12 protein-coding genes are annotated in these 22037 nt (G+C 45.7%); 5 read left to right on the top strand and 7 right to left on the bottom strand.

Features of this window, described 5'->3' with window-relative positions; genetic code table 11:
• Positions 1–69: 69 nt before the first annotated feature.
• The 3 genes from xyl3A to G5B43_RS09610 all read left to right on the top strand — a co-directional run bounded on the left by xyl3A (position 70) and on the right by G5B43_RS09610 (position 5052).
• Positions 70–2670, top strand: a complete 2601-nt coding sequence (xyl3A, locus tag G5B43_RS09620; RefSeq protein ID WP_165294534.1) for a xylan 1,4-beta-xylosidase — start codon at positions 70–72, stop codon at positions 2668–2670.
• Positions 2570–3622 (top strand): alpha/beta hydrolase, encoded by a 1053-nt coding sequence (locus tag G5B43_RS09615; protein WP_240904827.1) that lies wholly within the window; start codon positions 2570–2572, stop codon positions 3620–3622. The genes xyl3A and G5B43_RS09615 overlap by 101 nt, the downstream gene beginning before the upstream one ends.
• Before the next feature lie 62 nt (positions 3623–3684).
• Entirely contained in the window at positions 3685–5052 is a 1368-nt protein-coding gene (locus G5B43_RS09610; RefSeq protein ID WP_165294532.1) for a hypothetical protein, read from the top strand.
• On the opposite strand, the gene G5B43_RS09605 is transcribed toward G5B43_RS09610, so the two are convergent.
• On the bottom strand, positions 5053–6069 hold the full coding sequence (locus G5B43_RS09605) for an energy transducer TonB (RefSeq protein ID WP_165294531.1): 1017 nt from the start codon (positions 6067–6069) through the stop codon (positions 5053–5055).
• A 286-nt stretch (positions 6070–6355) separates the two neighbouring features.
• Between G5B43_RS09605 and G5B43_RS09600 the strand changes: the two genes are divergently transcribed.
• Both G5B43_RS09600 and G5B43_RS09595 read left to right on the top strand, forming a co-directional pair.
• Positions 6356–7633 carry a nucleoside hydrolase-like domain-containing protein gene (locus tag G5B43_RS09600; RefSeq protein WP_165294530.1) on the top strand — a complete coding sequence of 426 codons (1278 nt, stop codon included), beginning with the start codon at positions 6356–6358 and terminating at the stop codon, positions 7631–7633.
• A 26-nt stretch (positions 7634–7659) separates the two neighbouring features.
• Positions 7660–9138 carry a polysaccharide lyase family 1 protein gene (locus G5B43_RS09595; protein WP_206367307.1) on the top strand — a complete coding sequence of 493 codons (1479 nt, stop codon included), beginning with the start codon at positions 7660–7662 and terminating at the stop codon, positions 9136–9138.
• Between the two features lie 449 nt (positions 9139–9587).
• On the opposite strand, the gene G5B43_RS09590 is transcribed toward G5B43_RS09595, so the two are convergent.
• The 6 genes from G5B43_RS09590 to G5B43_RS09565 all read right to left on the bottom strand — a co-directional run bounded on the left by G5B43_RS09590 (position 9588) and on the right by G5B43_RS09565 (position 21986).
• Positions 9588–12056 (bottom strand): glycosyl hydrolase family 95 catalytic domain-containing protein, encoded by a 2469-nt coding sequence (locus tag G5B43_RS09590; RefSeq protein WP_240904826.1) that lies wholly within the window; start codon positions 12054–12056, stop codon positions 9588–9590.
• A gap of 26 nt (positions 12057–12082) precedes the next feature.
• Positions 12083–13747, bottom strand: a complete 1665-nt coding sequence (locus G5B43_RS09585; RefSeq protein WP_410528482.1) for a glycoside hydrolase family 28 protein — start codon at positions 13745–13747, stop codon at positions 12083–12085.
• 109 nt (positions 13748–13856) lie between these two features.
• Positions 13857–14918 (bottom strand): pectinesterase family protein, encoded by a 1062-nt coding sequence (locus G5B43_RS09580; RefSeq protein ID WP_240904824.1) that lies wholly within the window; start codon positions 14916–14918, stop codon positions 13857–13859.
• A 98-nt stretch (positions 14919–15016) separates the two neighbouring features.
• A complete protein-coding gene (locus G5B43_RS09575; RefSeq protein WP_165294528.1) occupies positions 15017–16645 on the bottom strand; it encodes a DUF5123 domain-containing protein in 1629 nt (542 codons plus the stop codon).
• A gap of 19 nt (positions 16646–16664) precedes the next feature.
• Entirely contained in the window at positions 16665–18692 is a 2028-nt protein-coding gene (locus G5B43_RS09570) for a RagB/SusD family nutrient uptake outer membrane protein (protein WP_165294527.1), read from the bottom strand.
• Positions 18693–18704: 12 nt separating this feature from the next.
• Positions 18705–21986 carry a SusC/RagA family TonB-linked outer membrane protein gene (locus G5B43_RS09565; protein ID WP_165294526.1) on the bottom strand — a complete coding sequence of 1094 codons (3282 nt, stop codon included), beginning with the start codon at positions 21984–21986 and terminating at the stop codon, positions 18705–18707.
• Between the last annotated feature and the right edge of the window lie 51 nt (positions 21987–22037).

Here is a 22037-nt window from a genome sequence, read left to right as displayed (position 1 = left end):
GAATGCAATCGGTTGCAAGGAGCAACCTCTTGTCGGTCAACAATGAAAGTATTTAAAGGTAACACGAAAATGAAACGATTTAATTTTTCTCTGCTGTTTTTCTGTTTGTGGTTCACTTTTCCCTTTGTCAGCAGCGCGCAGCAATATCCTTTTCAAGATGCGAATCTGCCGTTTGAGAAGCGCGTAGCGGATTTACTGGGTCGGCTCACATTGGAAGAAAAGGTGGCATTGATGAAGGATGTGTCTGTTCCGATCGAACGATGGGGAATCAAAACATACAATTGGTGGAATGAAGCATTGCACGGGGTCGCCCGTTCGGGTATCGCTACAGTATTTCCTCAGCCCATCGGTATGGCTGCCTCCTTTGATGACGAAGCTGTTTTGAAGGTTTTCGACGCCGTGTCAGACGAAGCGCGGGCAAAGCATCGTTATTACTCAACCCAAGAGGAATATGGCCGCTATCAAGGCCTCACGATGTGGACGCCAACGATTAATATTTATCGTGATCCGCGTTGGGGCAGAGGAATAGAGACTTATGGTGAAGACCCATATCTGACGAGCCGGATGGGAGTAGCGGCTGTTAAGGGATTACAAGGACCAGCCGGTAAAAAGTATGATAAATTACACGCTTGTGCCAAACATTTTGCGGTGCATTCAGGCCCGGAATGGAATAGGCATTCGTTCAATGCAAACAACATTAAGCCACGTGACTTGTGGGAGACGTATCTCCCGGCTTTTGAAGCTCTCGTTAAAGAAGGGGATGTAAAGGAGGTTATGTGTGCCTATAACCGCTTCGAAGGGGAGCCATGCTGCGGAAGCAATCAGTTGCTGACGCAGATTTTACGCCAAAGATGGGGCTTCGAGGGAATTGTGGTGGCCGATTGTGGAGCAATTCGGGACTTCTATGGCGAAAATGCGCACGAAACGCATCCCGACGCAGCGGCGGCTTCTGCTGACGCGGTTTTGAGCGGAACGGACTTGGATTGCGGCGCTAGTTATAATGCCTTAGTCGAGGCTGTACGCAATGGACATATCAAGGAAGAAGATATAGATGTCTCTGTGAGGCGATTGCTTTTGGCACGCTTTCGGCTGGGCGAGATGGACGATCCGGCTCAGGTTCCTTGGTCTAACATACCTTACGACGTCGTGGCTTCAGCGGCACATGATAGCTTGGCGTTGGACATGGCTCGTAAATCCATGACGCTATTGCTTAATAAGGACGATATACTTCCGTTGAAACGAGGAGATCTTACATTGGCGGTGGTAGGACCCAATGCAAACGACTCTATAATGCAGTGGGGAAATTATAATGGGACGCCAGGGCGAACGATTACCATTTTGGAAGGTATACGGGCGGCTTTGGGTAAGGACGATAAACTGATATATGAACAGGGCAGTGGCCTGGTCGAGAATACCTTGATGGAAAGTGTTTTTCATCTCTGCCGCTCGGAGGAAGGACAGGGCTTTAGTGCGAAATATTGGAACAGTAAGTCGAGAAGTGGCCTTCCGGATGTGCGCACGCAGGTGAACACCCCGTTCAGCTTTTGCACGATGGGGGCTACGGTATTTGCGCCGGGAGTGGATTTAACGGACTTTACGGCTACCTATAATACGACCTTTACACCGCAGAAATCGGGCGAGGTATTTTTTGATTTCTATGTGAACGGGACGGTGAACCTGTCGGTGGACGGAATAGAAGTGAAGGGTACGCGGGCGAACCACGGAAGCAGGAAGATGTCGCACAGTATGACCGTAGAAGCCGGCAAACCGCATGCTATTCAAATCGATTTTGATTACAATAGAGGCGATGCCCAGCTCGTGTTCGACTTCGGCTATAAAGAGGAAATCGACATCGCGAAATCTGTGGAACGTGTAAAGCATGCCGATGTGGTGATTTTTGTGGGGGGAATATCTCCATCTTTGGAAGGCGAGGAGATGGGGGTAGACTTACCGGGTTTCAAACGAGGCGACCGAACGGATATCGAATTGCCGGATGTACAGCGCCGATTTATAAAAGCGTTGAAAGATGCCGGAAAAAAAGTCATATTAGTGAACTGTTCCGGCTCGCCAATTGGATTCGAGCCCGAGGCGGACAACTGTGAAGCTATTTTGCAAGCGTGGTATCCCGGCCAATCGGGTGGAAAAGCCGTTGCCGAAGTAATCTTTGGCGATTATAATCCTGCCGGACGGTTGCCGGTAACCTTCTATCGGAACGTGGAACAATTGCCGGATTTTGAAAATTATGATATGGCGGGGCGCACTTACAGATATATAGAAGAACCCCCTTTATTTGTCTTCGGACATGGACTTAGCTATACAACGTTTCAATATGGTCAACCACGACTTAACAAAAAACAAATCAATCCAAGCGAAACGGTTCAGCTGGTTGTACCGATTTCCAATACCGGAAAAATGAGCGGACAGGAAGTAGTACAGGTATACCTTCATAAGCCGGACGACAAATTCGGTCCCCAAAAGACGCTAAGAGAATTTAAACGAATAAATGAGTCGGTGGGCGAGACCGTGGATGTAGTATTTGAGCTTTCGGATAAACAATTGGAATGGTGGGATGAAGATAAACAGATGGTGGACACTGTACCCGGTAATTATGAAATTATGGTTGGGGAAGTTCGCAACAACAGGATTTACAGCAGGTCGGACTACAAATAACCGCTATAAGATGAAAGTATTGATAGCGTTGTTTTTGTCAAGTCTTGTATTGCTTGTTCATGCTCAACCCTCGATCCCGAGGGACACATCTTTCACCTTACACGGTACCTACCTGAAAGAGCGGAAATACCGTCCGTATATCCGCATTGCGGAATCAAAAACTCCGGTGATATCGTATTTAGATCAAGAATACGATAGGGTCGGAGATAGGCCTTTGCTTTTAGATGTATTCCGCCCTGATGGAAGCGCCTCGAAGCGTTATCCGGGTGTGCTATTGATTCATGGAGGAGGATGGCAGTCGGGTGATAAATCTCAGATGCATACTATTGGCAAGACATTAGCTGCTAAAGGTTATGTCGCCGTTGCGGTAGAATATCGCTTATCTTTAGAGGCCAAATATCCGGAAGCCGTCTATGATTTGAAATCGGCCGTAAGATGGATGCGTGCAAATGCCGATAAAATCCAGTTGGATACAAAGTACATAGCCAGCTTGGGAACCTCGGCCGGTGGGCAATTGGCTAGTCTACTGGGTGTCACGAATGGAAACCTTGATTTTGAGGGACAAGGTCGAGGAAATGCCGAGCAGCTATCCAATGTCCAAGCTGTTGTCAATATAGATGGAACGCTTGCGTTCCGGCACCCAGAGTCTTCGGAGGGCACTGCCGCATCTAATTGGTTGGATGGATCCTATGAACAGAATTCAAGAAACTGGGAATCCGCGGCTCCGCTAAATCATGTTTCACGACATTCGGTGCCGATTATATTCCTGAACAGTTCTATTCCGCGATTCCATGCTGGACGAGACGATATGATCAAAAAGCTCGATCGTTATGGTATTTATTGGGAAATTCGGGAATTCCCCGATACGCCTCATCCATTTTGGTTCTTCAACCCTTGGTTTCAACCGATGATGGATTATACGATCGCTTTTTTGGATGGGATTTTTGAATAAGGGTTGTATGCATGATTTAAGATTAATTATCTTTATAGTTATACTATATACTAGACTAACATATGATTGATTGTAGAACCTTTATCGTACTTTTCTTTATTCGGTTCGCTGTCTTCCCGTCGGTGGCCCAATCGGACTTTTCACTCCCGATCGCCTACGACAGTTTAATAGCGAAAGCCAAACAACTGGATAAACCCATGTTCTTTGTGGCGCATCAGCGTAGCGAGCAGTTTTCTCCCTATGACGGCTTAACAATATCAAAAAAAACGAAAGGCCTCCTCACAGAAGCCTTCGTTTCGGGCGTGGTACGGGTTGCTCCGGAAGACGTTAACCATGCCGTATCGAAGACCTACCACCTTCGTACTCCTATATATCTCTTTACCGACAAAGATGGCTATCCGATACTACGTTATAACAAACAAATCAAACAGGAAGATACCTTGCTGAAATTGATCGACTCCGCTAAGACCATCGCTGCAGGCGAGACTATGGGAAAGCTAATAAAGCAATATAAAAAAGGTTTCCGTAGCCAGTCTTTGTTACGAAAGTTGCTGGAGCTATATCAGATATTCGATCAGTATACAGACCAGCAGGTATTAAATGATTACGTTTCTAGGCTAACGGTACAGGAACTGAATAATTTTGAAACGGTGGCGTTTTTGTTGCGCAGCGGCCCGGCTTATGATAGCCAAACCTACCAATTAGCTTACACCAACCGCAAAATGGTGGATAGCCTCTATGCAACCCTGCCCTTGCCTACTCGAAAAGAAATAAACGGGCGTATACAGCGTCAAACCTTTCGGGAGGCACTGGATAAAAAGAGCTTTGCTTTGGCCCAGAACTTGGGGAATCGTGTCGCGAATACTTGGCAATCACATCATCTGCGAGGCAATATGGCTCGAAGTTACTATCCGATGAAGTATTTGCAGCTTTGCAGGGATACGATACCGTATCGCTCCTACGCAAGAAATCATTATAACAATTATTTCTATCGTCTAGACCAGGATTCCTTAGCCAAGGTGGATTACGCCAATAATCAAAATATGAATATCTCGAGAAGAGGATTCGTGTTGGACAGTGTCGAAAATCTACGCTTTCAGAACTGGTTGGAAAAGCATCGTCCACGGTACGTAAAAACGCGGGTGGACAATTTAAATTACGGAGCGAACCAACTGCTGGCCTTTGGAAAAGAGGATCCGGAGGTGTTGTTCGATGGCATCCGCTGGATGCATAAATCTATTGCGCTACTCCCTGATCGCGGGCAATCTCACCATATCCTCGCGAAACTGCTATATCAAATCGGTTTTTATGCTGAGGCTGAAGCTGCGCAACAGCGTGCGGTTGAGCTGTATAAACCGCAGAAGCATTACTACAAGCGAATGCAAGAAGTGCTGAAGCAGATGCAGGACCGCTCTTGGAACGGGAGCTAATTATTGCCGCTTTTGACGAGGATCAGCTATATTTAACGAAATCGGAAGTGTGTAGGCCACACGAACTGGAACACCCCGTTGATAGCCTGGCGCCCATTTTGCTGACTTTTTGAGCATTTCAATGCCAGCGGCAGCGGTGCCATATCCCAGATCGTTTACGATTTCAAAGTCGGTTGGGTTACCGGCTGTATCAACCACAAAACGGAGGATGACTTGCCCTTTTACACGAGCCCGAACTGCTTCTTTGGGGTAGCGATAATGCTGTGCCACAAACCGCCTAAGGTTTTGCACACCGCCTGGGTACTCCGGATGAACATCTCTTTCCTCGTATGGAAGCGTTGTTCCAACACTATCGGTGCTAACGCCTCGAGTAACGAATCCATCCTCGTACCATTCCTCAAAGCGATACTTCCCTTTCCGAAAAGACCCCTCCCAGCGGCCATCCCGCAAGCCTTCCCTGTACAACCCTCGTTCGAAATCGACGCCGTTGTCATGGGGGAGCGTTATCTGGCCATTGCCTTGCTGCACCTGTATTTTCCCCGTGGAATCCGCATAGTAGAGCAAGCGCTTATTCGTGCCATCCCATGCTGGCCGCTCTTGTCCGTTTTTTGGTTTCAAATAAACCTTTACTTCCTTCAAGACGCCGTTTTCATAATAGCGGTGTGCCGTATCAATCCGTTTGTTATCGGTGTAATAGGTGGTAGCCTCCAGAGATCCGCTATCATAATAGGTTTCTACCAAGCCTTCCAAACGCAGTCGCATCGGATCGGGAGCTTTCACCCATCCATGGCGCTTTAAGTTTCCGTTTTGATAATAATCGTTTAGCTCATAAAGTCCTTTCTCATTTGGCTTTATACGCAGTATGCTGATATATTCCGCCGAATCCTTATGCGCGGTACGACCTCCGTTTTTAGTGACGTAGGACACAATGGTTTCTTGTGCTCTTGATAGTGGGGAAGCGAAAAAACACAGTAAGAACAATGCAAATTTGCAGGAGTCGATTATCAGGTGCTTCATATCGGTGCAATCTAAGTAAATGTTGAATTTTTTGTTAAAATAGAAAAAATAAGTTAATTAGTGGATCTTTAACAGATCTTAGCGTATTATGAATTAAAGCGTTTTCTAGTGTTAACAAAATGATGTTGAGAAATTACACCATTCTTTTATCAATTTTTGGTGTTCTTTTATCAATTTTTAGGGCTTTACTTTTCTTTCCAATCCTATCTTTGTTATGTAATCCATTTATGATAAAGATATTTAGTGCAATATAGATATCCAAATTTTTAATATAAACGATATAATTATGATTAAAGTAATCTACTATCTTTTGCTTTCTTTTTGTAGTCCTATTGTGCTGATGGCGCAGAAGCCGGTTCCTGTAAAACCTCGTATACTTATCAGTACGGATATTGGAGGGACAGATCCAGATGATAACCAATCGATGGCTCACTTTTTAATGTACAGCGATCTTTTTGAAACCGAAGGCCTCGTTTCTTCGCCATCTTATGGCAGCGGGAATGTGTCAGAGATATTGCGGATGATCGACCTTTACGAAAAGGACTTACCAAAATTGAAACAGCATTCCGATAGCTTTCCGTCTCCGGAATATCTGCGCTCGATCAGCAAACAGGGAAGGCTCGGAGCTGCTCCTTATCGTGGATATATGACGGCTACCGAGGGATCGGACTGGATCATCAAATGTGCCCGGAAAGCAAGTGAGCAACCGCTATGGATCCTTGTGTGGGGCGGCTTAGATGATGTGGCCCAAGCATTGCACGATGCACCCGATATCCAGGACAAAATAAAAATATACTGGATTGGTGGTCCGAATAAAAAGTGGAGCACTAACAGTTATGCTTACATTGTGGAGAATTTTCCAAGCCTTTGGTTCATTGAGAATAATGCTTCCTACCGTGGATTCATTGCCAACTACAAGCAAATGGATGAATTTAACGGGAAATACTACGATGCATTTATCGGTGGTGCTGGCAATCTGGGCGAAGACTTTAAAAGTTACCTGGGCGGGAATATGAAACTGGGAGATACGCCATCTTTGCTTTATACGATGGACGGCGATCCGAATGATCCGACAAAAGAATCATGGGGTGGTAGCTTTGTAAAATTCACGCACAGCCCACAGATTATATTCGACCGACCAACAACAGCGCAGGATACTGTTCAGATTTACTCCATCATGGAATTTCGTGTGAAAGGTCCCAAAATAGACATTCCATCCGATTCGATTTGCATGCACATGACGATTAATAAGCAAACCTGGGGTGGATTTTATTTAGGAGACGGAATTTATGCAATAAGACATGCGACCTATGCGCTTGGAACAATGCCGTATACCATCGTTTCGGACATTCCGGGTTTCCCGGAGCAGAACGGTGAGATCACCATTGAGAATGTGTGGCCAGGCAAAACCCGTGAAACAGATTACAAGTTGGGGGACAACTGGTTTACAGATAAAAGCGATGCATCGTTATTCGATAAAAACTTGCACGGCTTCAAAACGGTATCTAAATGGCGTACTAATGTCATGAGAGATTGGGCTAAACGCTGGGATTGGCTTCGATGATAGGAATAAATAAAAATCATAACAACATGAAAAGTATTCTTATTTTGTTACTGTCTGTTTTTTCCGTTGTATCAGGATTTGCACAGCATCACATTCCCGCTTTTCCGGGAGCCGAAGGTTTTGGACGCTATGCTACCGGTGGACGTGGAGGAACGGTATATCATGTAACCACGTTGGAAGACAGTAACGAACCGGGTACATTCCGCCATGCTGTCTCTCAGCAGGACGTACGCACGGTGGTATTTGATGTAGCGGGAACTATTTTCCTCAACAGCCGCCTTAATATCGTCAACGGCAATCTGACCATTGCCGGACAAACAGCACCCGGACAGGGGATTTGTATAGCACGCCATCCGGTATCCGTTAACGCAGATAACGTGATTATTCGTTACGTGCGTTTTCGCGTGGGTAATGAGGGAGATGGAGAGCCGGACGGATTAGGAGGTTCAAAAAACCGGAATGTCATCATCGACCATTGTTCCATCAGCTGGTCGGTTGATGAAACCTGTACATTCTATGGCGGCGAAAACGTAACGGTACAATGGTGCCTGATTTCGGAAAGCCTTCGTACAGCCGGACATGCGAAGGGAAAACACGGTTATGGAGCCATTGTAGGCGGACACCGGTCTTCCTTTCATCATAATCTGATGGCGCATCACGAAAGCCGTATGCCGCGTTTGGGTCCTCATGTTTCGACGCAGGAACGGGAATATGTGGATATGCGCAACAATGTGTTTTATAACTGGGCGGGAGCCGGATGTTACGGTGGGGAAGGAATGCACGTGAACATTGTCAACAATTATTACAAGCCCGGTCCGGCAACACCGAAGAACAGTCGCGTCCGCTACCGTATTGCTGCGATCGGCGTCCGTACTTCCGAATATGTAACCGGAAAGAACGGTCAACCCAACGCATGGAAACCCATGGAACATGTTTGGGGGCGTTTTTATGTAGACGGAAACGTGGTAGAAGGAGATAAAGAAACAACAAAAAATAACTGGCCAAAAGGAATCTACGCGCAAATTGCGGATAACAATGATAACACGTTTACGGAACAAGTGAAAAAAGAGATGCGCCTTTCCTCCCCGTTGGAAACCGACGTTATTACCACCCACACGGCTCAGGAAGCGTATCATTTAGTTTTGCAACATGCAGGGTGTTCAAAACAGCGCGACATCATTGATGCACGCATCGTTGAAGAAACGAAAAAAGGAATAGCGACTTACTTTGGCAGTATTTCTTCTGACGCTAAGAATTATCCCGGACTCATAGACGTTCCTCATGATGTAAAGTCTTCGAACGCAGAAAGTGCGTGGCCCGATTTGAGCGACAGTGGTGTTAACCCCGAATTGCTGAGAGATTCTGACGACGATGGTATACCCGACTGGTGGGAAAATTCAAACGAGTTGAATCCAAATGATGCTTCCGACGGCAATACCGTAACATTGAACAAAGCGGGTTATACCAACTTGGAAGTGTACCTGAACAGTTTAGTGAAAGAGTAATTACACAGAAACAAAACAGTGAAAGTCTCTAAAAAAGGCAAAGTCCCCATTTTGTACATGTACATAACGCCAACCGCAATGTAATTAACGACAATGTACAGTGACATAATCATTATGTCACTGTAGTTGTCGGTTTTGTACCGTGTCAAAACGTACTTGTTGCCTGACATCACGACAATGTCCTTTGGATGGTCGATGACCGCACGGTACTTGTCAAAGATGTCACGTGCGTGAACGACGATGTCCTTGTAGTTGATCGTAAAGTCACGTAACAGAATCATTCATGCACGTGACATGTTCACTATGTTCCTGCACAAAACAAAAATGTCCCGTGCAGGCATTCACATGTACATGTACATAGCGGCAAAGATCAGTACGCCAGGCAACGAAACTATGTCAGCGTGCGACAACGTGATACGTCTGTCCGCCGACGAGACATTTCCGTTCGACTACTGCTGATTAACAAAGGTATACACCCCACCTGCCTTCGTATCAAATTCTACCAATTTCGTGTCGGGTAAAACAAATCCTTTCAAATGCGCCTTGTCCGATGTTAATGGTTCTTTGATCGGATGCACCCGATAAAATGGATTCGGGTTTTCTCCTTCTGCAATGTCCAGCAGGTGATCACTTTTCAAATTTGTTTCCTGCGCTAAACGAAGGCGACAGTTTCCGCCTAATGTTGACTTAACGATAAGGGTCGTTAGTTTGCTACTATCCCAGGACATATCAATTTCAAAACCGCCGCGAACTTTCAAACCACGGACACTGCCACGAGGTAAAGCATCGGGTAAGGCCGGAAGGATAAAAATATTCCCGTCATAAGACTGTACCAACATTTCTGCAATACCAGACGTACAGCCAAAATTCCCGTCAATTTGGAAAGGGGGGTGCGCATCCAATAAATTGGGATAAGTACCGCCGCCCTGTCCTTTATCGCCCACTGGTGGACTCAGCTGTTCCTGAATGAGTTTATACGTTTGATTACCATCCAATAGACGAGCCCACCAGTTTACTTTCCAACCCATGGACCATCCGGTGGACTTATCGCCACGGTAGATCAACGAGTTGACGGCTGCTTCTGTTAGATCTGGATTGCGGAAAGGCGATATCTGCCCGGCCGGATATAACCCATACAAGTGAGAGATGTGCCGGTGTTGGTCAGTCGTTTTATCCAAGTCCTCCAACCATTCTTGCAATTGGGTGTGCTGACCGATCTGCATGGGTGGTAGTCTGTTCAGTGCCACTTTAACAGAGTCTGCTAATGAGCGGTCTACATCTAATATTTTTGCAGCATCGATAAAGTTATGAAACACATCAAAGATCAATTGATTATCCATGGTGGTACCGGCCGAAACACCGACACTACCCGGCAGGTACGAGTTTTCTGGCGACATCGACGGGCTGACGACAAGCCATTGTCCTGAACGGTCTTCGTGCAGAATATCGAGGTAAAACAGTGCTTTCCCTTTCAGAATATCATAATATTTCTGCAAAAAGGATGTTTGTCCGTTGTACAGGTAATGCTGCCAAATATGTTGGCTTAACCAAGCACCTCCCATCGGCCACATGCCGTAATAACCGCCATCCACAACACCTGTAATGCGCCACAGATCCGTGTTATGATGCATATTCCATCCACGGGCATGGTACATTTCCCGTGCGCTTTCCTGTCCGGTTACCGAAAGATCTTCCAACATCGAAAATAGGGGCTCGTGCATTTCCGATAGATTAGTCACCTCGGCAGGCCAGTAGTTCATCTCAGTGTTAATGTTGACGGTATACTTACTGTCCCATGGCGGAGATAGCTTCTCATTCCATATACCCTGTAAGTTCGCTGGCTGACCACCAGGCTGCGAGGAACTGATCAGCAGGTATCGCCCAAATTGAAAATATAAAGAGACCAATGCCGGATCGTGTGCTGTTGCAAATTCTTGTACCCGTACATCGGTTGTCTTATTAGCCTGTGCCGAGGTGCCCAGATCCAGCTGAACCCGATTAAAAAAATGTTGGTATTTTTTGCTGTGGTTAGCCAGTGCCTTGTTGTATTTTACACCTAGCGCCTTGTCCAATATGGTTTGCGCCCGTTTGGACGGGTTTCCACTTAAATCGTTATACCGATTGAAATTGGTGCCGACAGAAATATACAAGATGACCTCATCTGCATCTTTGATGTCAAAGCTATTCCCGTTTACGGTTAGTTGGCCTCCTTTTAGGACCGGACGCACAATACCCTCAAAATTTACTTTCCCCGTTTTGCGATCCACTGATCCGCTGGTACCCGACAGGTTCAGCTGTTTTTCTGTTGCGGTTAGCGCGTGTATCTTATGGGGAGTGCTGAGCCCCATGGAAAACGAAAGGGCATTTTTCTTGGAGGAAGTTAAACGAACGATGACAACATCGTCCGTAAAAGAAGCAAACACTTCTCGATGATATTGAACGCCGTCCACCTTATACGATGTGCGTGCTACCGCATCTTGGATGTCGAGCTCGCGATAAAAATCACGGAATGTCTCGTGCCCTGGGAAACTTAACCAAAGACTTCCAAAGGTTTGGTAAGGCATACCGTAATCTAAATCGTCCGGTGCTTGTCGCGGGAAGGTGACATTCGACAAATCTTGTGCTTCTCTGGCTTTTCCTTCGGCCAGTAGTTTTCGGATCGCGACAATCTTGTCGTATGTATTTTTGGGTACATTATTACCCGGTTCACCTGCCCATATCGTTTCTTCGTTTAGTTGTATTTGCTCCTTCGCTGGATTTCCAAAAACCATGGCACCAAGTCGACTGTTTCCAATCGGCAGCGCTTCGTTCCAATCGGTGGCGGGTTTATCATATTTCAGTTTTAGTTCCTGCTGTGCTTGCAACATGGTCCACGGAGCGAATAGTACCGTGGCGGCTAATAAAATCGTCTTTAGCATATTTTTATTCCTCATTATTTCTGTTTTTAATTCAGTTTTACAGCTTCTTTCCTTGCCCCATGATGGAAGCTTATACTGCCTTTATCAATCGGGGTGTTTTCAATGACAATATTAGACGAATTAGAACCATGCACTGCAACGGTTTGTGGTTGCTTCTTATCGAATTGCAACCCTTTAAATGCAAGATTTTTTGCACTTTCGATATACAATAATGGCGCTTCCGTTTGGGTATTTAGCATCGCATTTTCTATCGTAATATGCTGGGCATCTTTTATTTCAACCCCTTTATTCACGGCCAGGTTTAAATTCTTCATATGAATGTGCTGTACGGGCATTTCTGGCAGCCCACGTACGAAAACACCTACTTTTCCGCCATTACAATTGATGTTTTCGATGAATATATTTCTGATTTGCGGGGTTTCCGCCGTTACGGGCGGAATTTCTTGTACTTCGTTTGCTGCTGGTGGTTTGGTCCAGTAATACATATCAAAGAAAATGGCTTCGTCAACAATATCTGACATGTTTATATCCCGAATATGAATATTTTCCACAATCCCGCCACGCCCACGTGTCGTTTTAAAACGTATTCCCTTGTCAGTTCCCATGAACGTGCAATCTTCAACAAAAATATCTCGCGCTCCGCCGGACATCTCGCTGCCGACGACAAATCCACCATGACCTAAATATACTTTATTGCGACGGATAATAACTTTTTCTGTAGGAATTCCACGCCTACGTCCTTCTTCATCTTTTCCGGATTTGATACAGATCGCATCATCACCTACATCCAAAATACAATCTTCAATGAGTACATTGGAGCAGGATTCGATATCAATACCATCACCATTCTGTGCATAATCTGGGTTTTTGATTTTAACATCCCTAATCGTAACATGCCGGCTCATGAGTGGATGGAGGTTCCACGCGGGGGAGTTTTGGAACGTAACAGCCTCCAACAATACCTGTTCGCAATTCGTTAACACCAGTAAGTTGGGACGGAGGTAGTCCTTAATATCTTCAAAGTCCGCCAAGGTTTTGCCCTCATCCAATAAAACCGAACGCTTTTCTTCATGTGCTCGCTTTGTTTTTTCTGAAGGAAACCAAGTTTTACCATCATCACTGATCAGTCCACCGGAGGCAACCTTATCGCGCCACTCTCTATCCGTTAGGGCTCCCTTTCCAACCATGCGCCAGGCATCGCCGTTTCCGTCGATCGTACCTTTTCCGGTAATAGCGATATTTTTTATGCCTTTTCCGCTGATGGGGGACTGGTTTCGGGCAGATGGTTTGCCTTCATAGTTGCCTTCTACGATCTGATATTGATCAAAGTCTGCCGTAAACTGTAGGAACGCGTTGTCGTCTAAATGCAGGTTCACATTACTTTTTAATTCAATAGGACCAGATAGCCAATAGCCGGCAGGGATAAATACGACGCCTCCATTATTTTGGTTGCTTACCGCTATCGCTTCGTTGATGCTTTTGGTATTGAGCGTCATTCCATCCCCTTTGGCCCCGAAATCTCGAATATCAAGGGTGTCTTTTCGGAACATGGGTTGTTGAACTTCCGGTAAATTATCCCAGTTAAAGGGACTCTTTGTTGGTTGAGTATGACCTTCCACAGGCGCGCTCAACATCGATAAAACGGACATACTTACGGCGATCCAAACACTTCTTTTTTGTTTCAAAAACATGTTTCTTTTTTATAGTTTCTATTTTATTCAAAATTATCTTTCGGTAATATGTGCGACTAATTTATAATTGTCTCCTTGTTTAGTTGGCCGTTCTATTTGAAACGACTAATCATTTGATCTGAATTTTTTCCTCAATAAATTTAGGATGTTGATCGCCGATAACGTTCTCATAGGTAAAGCGCTTAGCTTCTTCCATCGTCAGTTGATGAGACCATGAAACGCGGGTATCTTTCCTAGCACCGGCGCCGGTAGATTTGTATTCGGCATAAAATGCTGTTTTTTCATTATCAGGCTTTCCCCAGTTATGCCAACCGGCTAGCTGTATGTGCTTATCCATAGCACACTCGACGAATACGACTTTTGCATTCGGGCGCCAAGGCCTGCCGAGATAAACAGAACTTTCGGTTATCTCCGGACGAGCGGTTAGGGTACATTGATGAAATACATATCCGTAGGTTTGACTTTCAGGAGTAGATGCCGCTGTAATGTAACCATTTCGGGTACTTTCCAACTGGCAATGATCAAAGAATGCAGTAGATCCACCAAAAATGAAATCCACCGATCCTTCAATATAGCAATCTTTGAGATATTGGTAGGTTCCGTTGCCTGCATACCACGTATCCTGATGCCCTAAAAAGCGGCAATTACGGAACGCGGAATGCTGTGCGCCGATGTTTATGGCCAGCGCCTGACCGGCAGTCATTCCTGCAGTATTTTCGAAAGTTATGTTTTCGGCAACGAAGTTATTGCCCTGCACGAAGAACGATGCAGAGCCACTGGTGCCGTATTCCGAACCATCTGGTTTAACCCGGCTGGCATAATTGTCAAAGGTCAATACCGTAGTTGTGGCGTCATCTCCATAGAGATAGATATAGTCTTTATTTTGGGGGATAGTGACGACCTCTTTGTAAGTACCTTTTTTAACGTAGATGTAGTAATATTCCGTCCTGTTATTTGGTGCGGCATCAATCGCGTCTTGCAAGGATGTGAAATCCCCGGTACCATCTGTCGCTACAACGGCATCTGCCTTGATCGTTTCCCCTTCTTCCAACGACCTTGTTTCCGAACGGTTAGAACAGGATATCAGAATAGGATAAACCGCTATTAGCAGGACAGCGCATAGCATCGAGATACCCGGCATATCATTTTTAATTTTCAATATTGAAGCCATATTGCATTTATTTAATATTCATTACTTTATCCATATAATAAAAATAACAAAATGCCCGCAGACGTTATACGGTGAGTCTGGGGCATATGGGGTTATTTTTATTCGAACCAACGGGGATCGCCAGCTGTTCCGCGGCCGCCAAAACCGTTGCCGGGTTTAATCCTAAAATCGCCGGCATCTGGATCCACAAAAAGATCGGCAGCACTACCGTTGAAGAGCGTAATATCTGCAAATCCACGAGCATCTCTTTCTATTTCAAACTCGTTCGTCCGGTAACTACCAGCGAAGGATACCGGGAGGGCAAAATCTCCATGATTATAGCTGGTTGCATTTAGTTTGGCGCCGCTGTTTGTGCCGGCAATAATATTGTTCCCTGCCTGCAACTCTAACGGGAGCCTATTCGTATCAAAACGCAACAACTGGGTCATAGCGGCGTTCTGATTGTAGAAGGTACAGTTCTGTACAACAATCTTTTTGACCGCTACCCGTACATCCATGAGCTGTGTGGAAAGGTCGGTTAGCGTGCTGTTGGTAAACTTGATAGAATCGACAACCGCCGAACTTCCACCCACATTTACAACACCCCAGCCTCCGTTTTTATGGATTCTACAATTATCAAACCTGATTTGTCCCACATTGACGGCATTATTCAAACGTACCACGCCGTTGCCAAAGCTTTGTATATAGCAGTTGATGAACCAGTAGCCTGTAGCCCGCATACCTGCCTGATCGGAGGTGATGAGAAATGAACTTTCGCTATTCGCGTGAAGATCCACGTTCTCAAATAGAACCCTACCGTACTGTGTGTCCGATAATTTGAAAGAACTGATTTGCAGTACGGGATTCTCCCCATTGGCATTCGCCGTTCCGGTTACGCTGACATTGATGACGCCTGACGGTAATGTTACGGCACCCAGATTGTACGGTTGATCGCCCGAGAAATTTAAAATGATGTTTTGTTTGCCGGCAGCAACGGCAGCAGAAACCAAGGCGGGGATATCGTCTCCAGGAGAGACGGGAATGATCTCGCCCCCCGCTATACCTGAGGTTACGAGAACCCGAGTTCCTCGTAAAACATCGTTGTTATAGATGGAAACCGCATAGAGTTTACCGGGCTGTAGATCGGTAATCGTAGCAGACCCTTCTGTTTTATGGGAAGCTGTCAAATCTACCCGTTTTACCTCACTATCATCATTTATCGGATCGGTGACCACAATATGGGTCACATTGTCGGTTGCCGACCAGTGCATCGTAATCCGGTCTAAGGATATATCGGCACCGGAAAACAATTGCTCTGCCATGGTTTTAAAAAACAGTTCTACATAGCCCGACTCCTGGCCAGTCTCCGTATTGATGCCTTTCATGCGTACGGAGTAAGGAGATGTTCCGTCTAAATCCTCGAATATCGTGCGGTAGACCACCCGTGTTGGCGTGGTGGACGGTGCAAAGGGTGTCAGCGTATCCGCTAGAATTTCTACCGTTTTAACAATCTCGTTAAATGCTAAACTATCTTTGCTGAACTCAAAAAGATATTTGTTAGCCGATACGGTTTGGGTATAACCGATTTCTACATCGGTAGCCCCGATGTTGGTTGTTTCGAAACTTAGCGATCGGAAGAGTCCTGCATAGGAAGGATCGACATCCCAATCGTTGACTTTCTTTTCGCAGCTTGACATAGCTAGTGCCATTGCAACTAGCATAATCATATTTATTAAAATCTTTCTCATGACTGTTTTGCTCTACTCATTAATATCCATATGAATTTTCTAAATAGCCTCTTGACTCACGGATATCGTCCACATAGATGGCGAACGGATAGCGATAATTGCATACACCGTTCCCCATTTTATATTGTTGTAACAGTTTCTGGATTTCGGTTCCATGGGTCAGTGTCGATAGAAATGCGGAATAATCGTAAGATACCATTAACCCCGTTCCTGCCAATAATGCCCTTACCGGATACAAGGTGTAATTATACACACGTCCCGGCTCGGTGGTTTCCGGCTTTTCCATTGCCTTAGTGAACCAGGAGACGGAAACGTAATCACCACCCGGATCTGCTGGAAGATCACCATAATAATTTAATGAATTTGGGTCTATGTATTCTGCGTTTCGATATCGGTAATATACGGTTTTAGGAAAGTCTGAAGGTTGATAAGTCTTGTCAAATATGGTCACGGACTGTGTATTGTCATACATGAGACAAAGCGCTTTCTTCATGTCTTCGATTTTCTCATATAACAATCCCCAACGTACCAAGTCTTGTTTGCGGATGGATTCTCCTCCAAACTCCCAGGCACGCTCGTTGATTACCGCATTTAGGAAGTTGGGATCATATTGGGTTATCTTTGCCGATCCGGTGCCAAAAGCTCTTTCACGTACCTTTTCTAGGGCTTGGCGTGCGGATATCCCGGCAGCTTCGTGTACGGCGTCAGGGTTTTCTAATTGGCTCAACGCTTCGGCGTACATCAGGTAGACGTCCGAATAGCGCATCAATATCCAGTTCACACCGGTTGCAATCCTTCCGCTAGCGGTTTTATGCATGGCCAGATAGGCATCAGACATCCAGTATATCCGCCATTTACCAAATTTAACATCGTGCGGGTTTGTGCTCACGTTCTCTTTGTTGTCTGCACCATATCCAATCCAGGTCAACGTTACGTCGCGGCGCTGATCTTCGCGGTCGAATGAGTAAAAATAATAAGCGGTAGAGGTTACATAGCTACCGCCGAAGCCCCGAGAGCCATATTTCGAACCTCCTGCGACGCCGTATCCCATGAGAGAGCCGATATCACCGTTTTGTCCCATACCAAAAGCGACTTCAAAAAGATTCTCATTGAAACTGTTCAATTGTCCCCCACATACAGTCTCCCATATATGTTGAAAGCTCGGATCTAAGGCGTGTGGGTTGTCGGGTGAACCAATCAGCTCTGCCGTATGCTGAGCCGCAATCGCATAGTAATCTCGCCAGTTTTTCGGACGTCCGACGTAGTAACCGTTGGTTTCGGGAATAGTAGGGTGTTTTTCCGCAGTGGAGTTAGGAAATAGACTCGCGTCCCTCAACGACCAGCCACCGGCAAATAACGCTACCCTCGCCAGCAGGCCTTTTGCAAAGCCTTTGGTGATACGCTCTACGGTGCCATATTCGCCAGTAGCACCTTTATACGGGAGATATGATTGCGCTTCGTTTAGATCCTGAACGAGATAGTGGTAAATAGTATCTTTGTCTGACTTTCCGGAATATACGTTGGAAAGATCGGATTTAGAAGCTTCTTTTTTATAAGGTGCGTCGCCCCAATAGCGAGCAATCTCAAAAAATGCCAATGATTTGAGCGTAAGTGCTTCTCCCAATAGCGGTTTCATGGTTGCGGCATCGCTTTCTAATATGGGTGAGTTACGGATGCCATCGACCACTGCTGTAGACATCTCCGCAAATTCATACAGACGCTGCCAGCGGGTAGTTTGATTATTGGCGTCACCAAAAAAGTTTCCTGCACCGTAATCACTGGTCGGCTGAACATAGTTGGTCTCACTGAAGGTACCGTTAGACTCGGTGTCCGATACACCTTGCCAGTTGACGGCAAGCTTTTGTCCATATATATACGTGTCGGTCATCCGTCCGTAAAGCCCCATGACGGCCGCTTTTGCCATGGAGCTGGTGTTGAATACGGTCTCCGGACTCAACGAAGAAGGCGATTCTGTTTCTAAATACTTTTCACAAGCGGTGAAAAACGTGACGAACACGACAGAAATTATTCCTATTATCTTTTTCATTTTCATCATCTCTTAAAATGTAACATTTAATCCAAACAACACTTTTTTAGATTTCGGATATGCGGAGTATCCTACACCTGGGGTTAATGCATTCCGTTGGGTATCTACTTCGGGATCCTGTCCGGTGTATTTTGTCCACACGTGTAGGTTATACCCTGCGACGTATACCCGTAGGTTTTGCATGAGTAAGCGGTTCGCGATATGTGAAGGCAAGGTGTAACCGAGGGTTAGATTGCTCAGCCGTAAGAACGAACCATCTTCGATGGCCCAATCTGTCAAGATACGCGCATTGGCTGCCATAGGGTTCCACATCGTCTTTCCCTCGTTTAACGCCCGGAACATCTCGGGATCCGCTTCGTTTCCAAACATAATGTTATATCCGGTAGCTGGGTCGATGGTGGTGAAACGCTCCGATAGGCGCATATCTGCACTGAGGTTTTGATAGCGTTTTGAACCCTCGTAGGCGTTGAAATCAATTTTGTCTGCATTATAGATGTTGTTTCCGTAAGACCAGTTGAACATCGCGGCCAAGTCAAAATTTTTGTAACTGCTATTCAGCATAAAACCGCCCGTATGTTTAGGCTGTGCCCTACCGATAACCACCCGGTCATCGTCTGGATTGACAACGGTTCCTTCTCCTCCTACTTTTTTTAATTTAATATGACCCGGTCCAAAATAATTACCTGAGCGGGACATGACGTGGGAAGCGTCGACCACACCTTCGTTCAAGATCCACTTATTTTGATCCCCATCAAAATGGAAATCATCAAAAGTATAATAGCCATCGGAAAGAAATCCGTACATCAGCCCCACGGGTTGTCCTACTATAGCTCGGAAATCATCCCGTCCAAAATCCAACCATGCCGAGGCAGGCGTATTCATTTCGTCCAATCCATCGAGAAGCGCCCGGATTTTATTTCGATTGAACGAGATATTGAAATCAGCCGATAACCGAAAATCTTTTTTCTCCATCAACACAGCCGAGGCGGAAAACTCTAATCCCTTATTGGAAGTGCTACCGATGTTCTGGTATTGATTTGCATAGCCGGAACTGGAAGGAAGGGGAACTTGAAGAATCAGGTCGTTTGTAATATTATTATAGGCATCGATGGTGACATTGAACCGGCTGTTCAAGAAGCTTAAGTCTAAACCTATATTGGTAGAAACCGTACTTTCCCAGGTTAGGTTTTCATTTTTGAGCGTGTTTTTTGTACGTAGTGCGCTCTGTGGCGTTTCACCGATGTAATACAGCTGATTACCTCCGGTAACGAAACCATATTCCTGTCGCCAATAAGAACCTACTCTAGCGTTGCCAACAGCTCCGCGGCTTAAACGTAATTTTGCATCAGAGAGCCAGCTACGTGTATTCTCCATAAAAGCTTCGTCGGAGAAACGCCATGCGAAAGCAGCACCGGGAAAGAAACCCCATCGGTTTCCGGGAGCAAAAACGTTCTTGCCATCTACCCTTCCGGTCAGGGTCAATATATACCGATCGCTGAGGGTATAATTGACTCGAGAAAAGTAGGACGAAGTTCTGGATGGCTCGCCGATCGTAGTATAAGTAGGTTGTGGCGTACCGTAATTCCACATCGCTAATACATCCTGCGGAGTGAAATCTTCCGGATAGAATTTTGACTCCATCAACATGTCGTTCCGTTGGCTGTTCGTGAGCTCCTGTCCACCCACGATGGTAAAGCGGTGTTTATCTTCCTCTAGGTTGAGATCATACGTTAGTACGTTTTGTATAGAATACAGGGTTCCTTTTCTATCTTCTCTACGAGCTACGGGCTGTCCGCCATTAGAGCTTGACTGCCCCGTGCCACGCACCCATATATTATCCGTAAAATCTTTGTTATACCCAAAGGATCCTTTGGTGCTAAAGCGCAGCCCATCGATAATTTTCCAGTTGAAGCCTGCATTAAATGTGAGGTTAAAACGATTTTGATCTTTATATTCATTTTCCACATTCACGACAGGATCGCGCAAGGAACTTAGCGCTTCTGGGGAGGTGATATCTTCTGCGCCGCCAAGGGCATCCTCGGTCAAGGAGGCTAAACTACGTACCGGTGCATATTTAACAGCCTCCCGGAGCTTTCGTCCATCCGATATACTGGGACCCTGTATTTCCGTTGCAGACATACGCGAATTAAACTCGAAAGACAGTTTAGGGCTGATTTTCTTATTAAGTTTGGCGCTGACATAATCACGCTGATAGGCAGAGTTTAGCATAATATAATCTTCATCGTCCCGGGTATAATTGATGTTATACGTCAAGCTGCCATCTTGGTCGCCCCCACTGAGTCCAACATTGTAATTCTGCTGTATACCGGTATTGCCGTAAAGCCGGTCTTGCCAGTTGATACCTGCTTTGGATTTGTAGATATCTATGTCTTCCCACAGCCCGTACATGGAATTGAAACTATTATTGGCGGAAGTTGACGGATCAAGCTCCCGTTGCCAATAGACGTATTCATAAGGAGATAATACTTCTGTCAAGTTGTAGACGTTACTGACACCCAAATACGAACTAAATGCGATTTTAGGCGAACCGCCTTTACCAGACTTAGTCGTGATCAAAACGACACCGTTGGCTCCCTCTGACCCATAGATAGCCGTTGATGCAGCGTCTTTCAGAACGTCTATGTTCTCGATATCGGTCATGGGAATATCGTTGATATTGGCAACCCGGAAGCCGTCTACGATATATAGTGGAGAGTTATCTTGCGTGATGGAGTTTCCCCCACGCACACGAACCTTTATATCAGCATCCGGAGATCCTTCTGTGATAGTTACATGGACCCCTGGCATTCTCCCTTGTATGGCTTGAAGCACCGAGACAGTAGGTAAATCTTTTAGCTGCTCTGCATTAATTGATGCGACAGAGCCGGTTAGATCTTTACGCCTCGCTGTTCCATATCCAATGGCAACAACCTCTTCTATAGTCGAAGAACTTCCCTCCAAAACAACATTAACGCTGGTTCGTCCGGATATAGAGACCTCCTGCGATTGCTTGCCCATATACATAAAAACAAGAATGGCGTTTTCTTCGATGTCTCGTAATGCATATTGACCGGCGTTATCGGTAGAGGTAACTTTATTTCCTCCTTTGACGCTTACCGTTACCCCTCCTATTGGATTGCCGTCGGTATCATTAACCCGTCCCGTGACATCAATCAGCTTTTGGACAGCCGCGGTTTCAAACCACCGATCTGGATCAGACCCCGATGCATGAGCAATACGGGTATAACAGACCATACCGATCAAGAAAAATGATGTGATTAAATTTAGTTTCATATGACGTTGGTTTATAGTTTTAGCATCCTTTGTATGCAACCGATTGCAACA

The organism is Sphingobacterium sp. SGR-19 (assembly GCF_011043555.1).
Taxonomy (GTDB): Bacteria; Bacteroidota; Bacteroidia; order Sphingobacteriales; family Sphingobacteriaceae; genus Sphingobacterium.
The sequence above is the reverse complement of the archived record's forward strand: the minus strand, read 5'-3'. Positions and strand labels throughout refer to the sequence as shown.

What these genes read in the sequence shown, in the direction of transcription:
- xyl3A (WP_165294534.1), top strand. Translation starts at nt 70, where the DNA reads ATGAAACGATTTAATTTTTCTCTGCTGTTTTTCTGTTTGTGGTTCACT.
- G5B43_RS09615 (WP_240904827.1), top strand. Translation starts at nt 2,570, where the DNA reads ATGAAGATAAACAGATGGTGGACACTGTACCCGGTAATTATGAAATTA.
- G5B43_RS09610 (WP_165294532.1), top strand. Translation starts at nt 3,685, where the DNA reads ATGATTGATTGTAGAACCTTTATCGTACTTTTCTTTATTCGGTTCGCT.
- G5B43_RS09605 (WP_165294531.1), bottom strand. Translation starts at nt 6,069, where the DNA reads ATGAAGCACCTGATAATCGACTCCTGCAAATTTGCATTGTTCTTACTG.
- G5B43_RS09600 (WP_165294530.1), top strand. Translation starts at nt 6,356, where the DNA reads ATGATTAAAGTAATCTACTATCTTTTGCTTTCTTTTTGTAGTCCTATT.
- G5B43_RS09595 (WP_206367307.1), top strand. Translation starts at nt 7,660, where the DNA reads ATGAAAAGTATTCTTATTTTGTTACTGTCTGTTTTTTCCGTTGTATCA.
- G5B43_RS09590 (WP_240904826.1), bottom strand. Translation starts at nt 12,056, where the DNA reads ATGCTAAAGACGATTTTATTAGCCGCCACGGTACTATTCGCTCCGTGG.
- G5B43_RS09585 (WP_410528482.1), bottom strand. Translation starts at nt 13,747, where the DNA reads ATGTTTTTGAAACAAAAAAGAAGTGTTTGGATCGCCGTAAGTATGTCC.
- G5B43_RS09580 (WP_240904824.1), bottom strand. Translation starts at nt 14,918, where the DNA reads ATGGCTTCAATATTGAAAATTAAAAATGATATGCCGGGTATCTCGATG.
- G5B43_RS09575 (WP_165294528.1), bottom strand. Translation starts at nt 16,645, where the DNA reads ATGAGAAAGATTTTAATAAATATGATTATGCTAGTTGCAATGGCACTA.
- G5B43_RS09570 (WP_165294527.1), bottom strand. Translation starts at nt 18,692, where the DNA reads ATGAAAAAGATAATAGGAATAATTTCTGTCGTGTTCGTCACGTTTTTC.
- G5B43_RS09565 (WP_165294526.1), bottom strand. Translation starts at nt 21,986, where the DNA reads ATGAAACTAAATTTAATCACATCATTTTTCTTGATCGGTATGGTCTGT.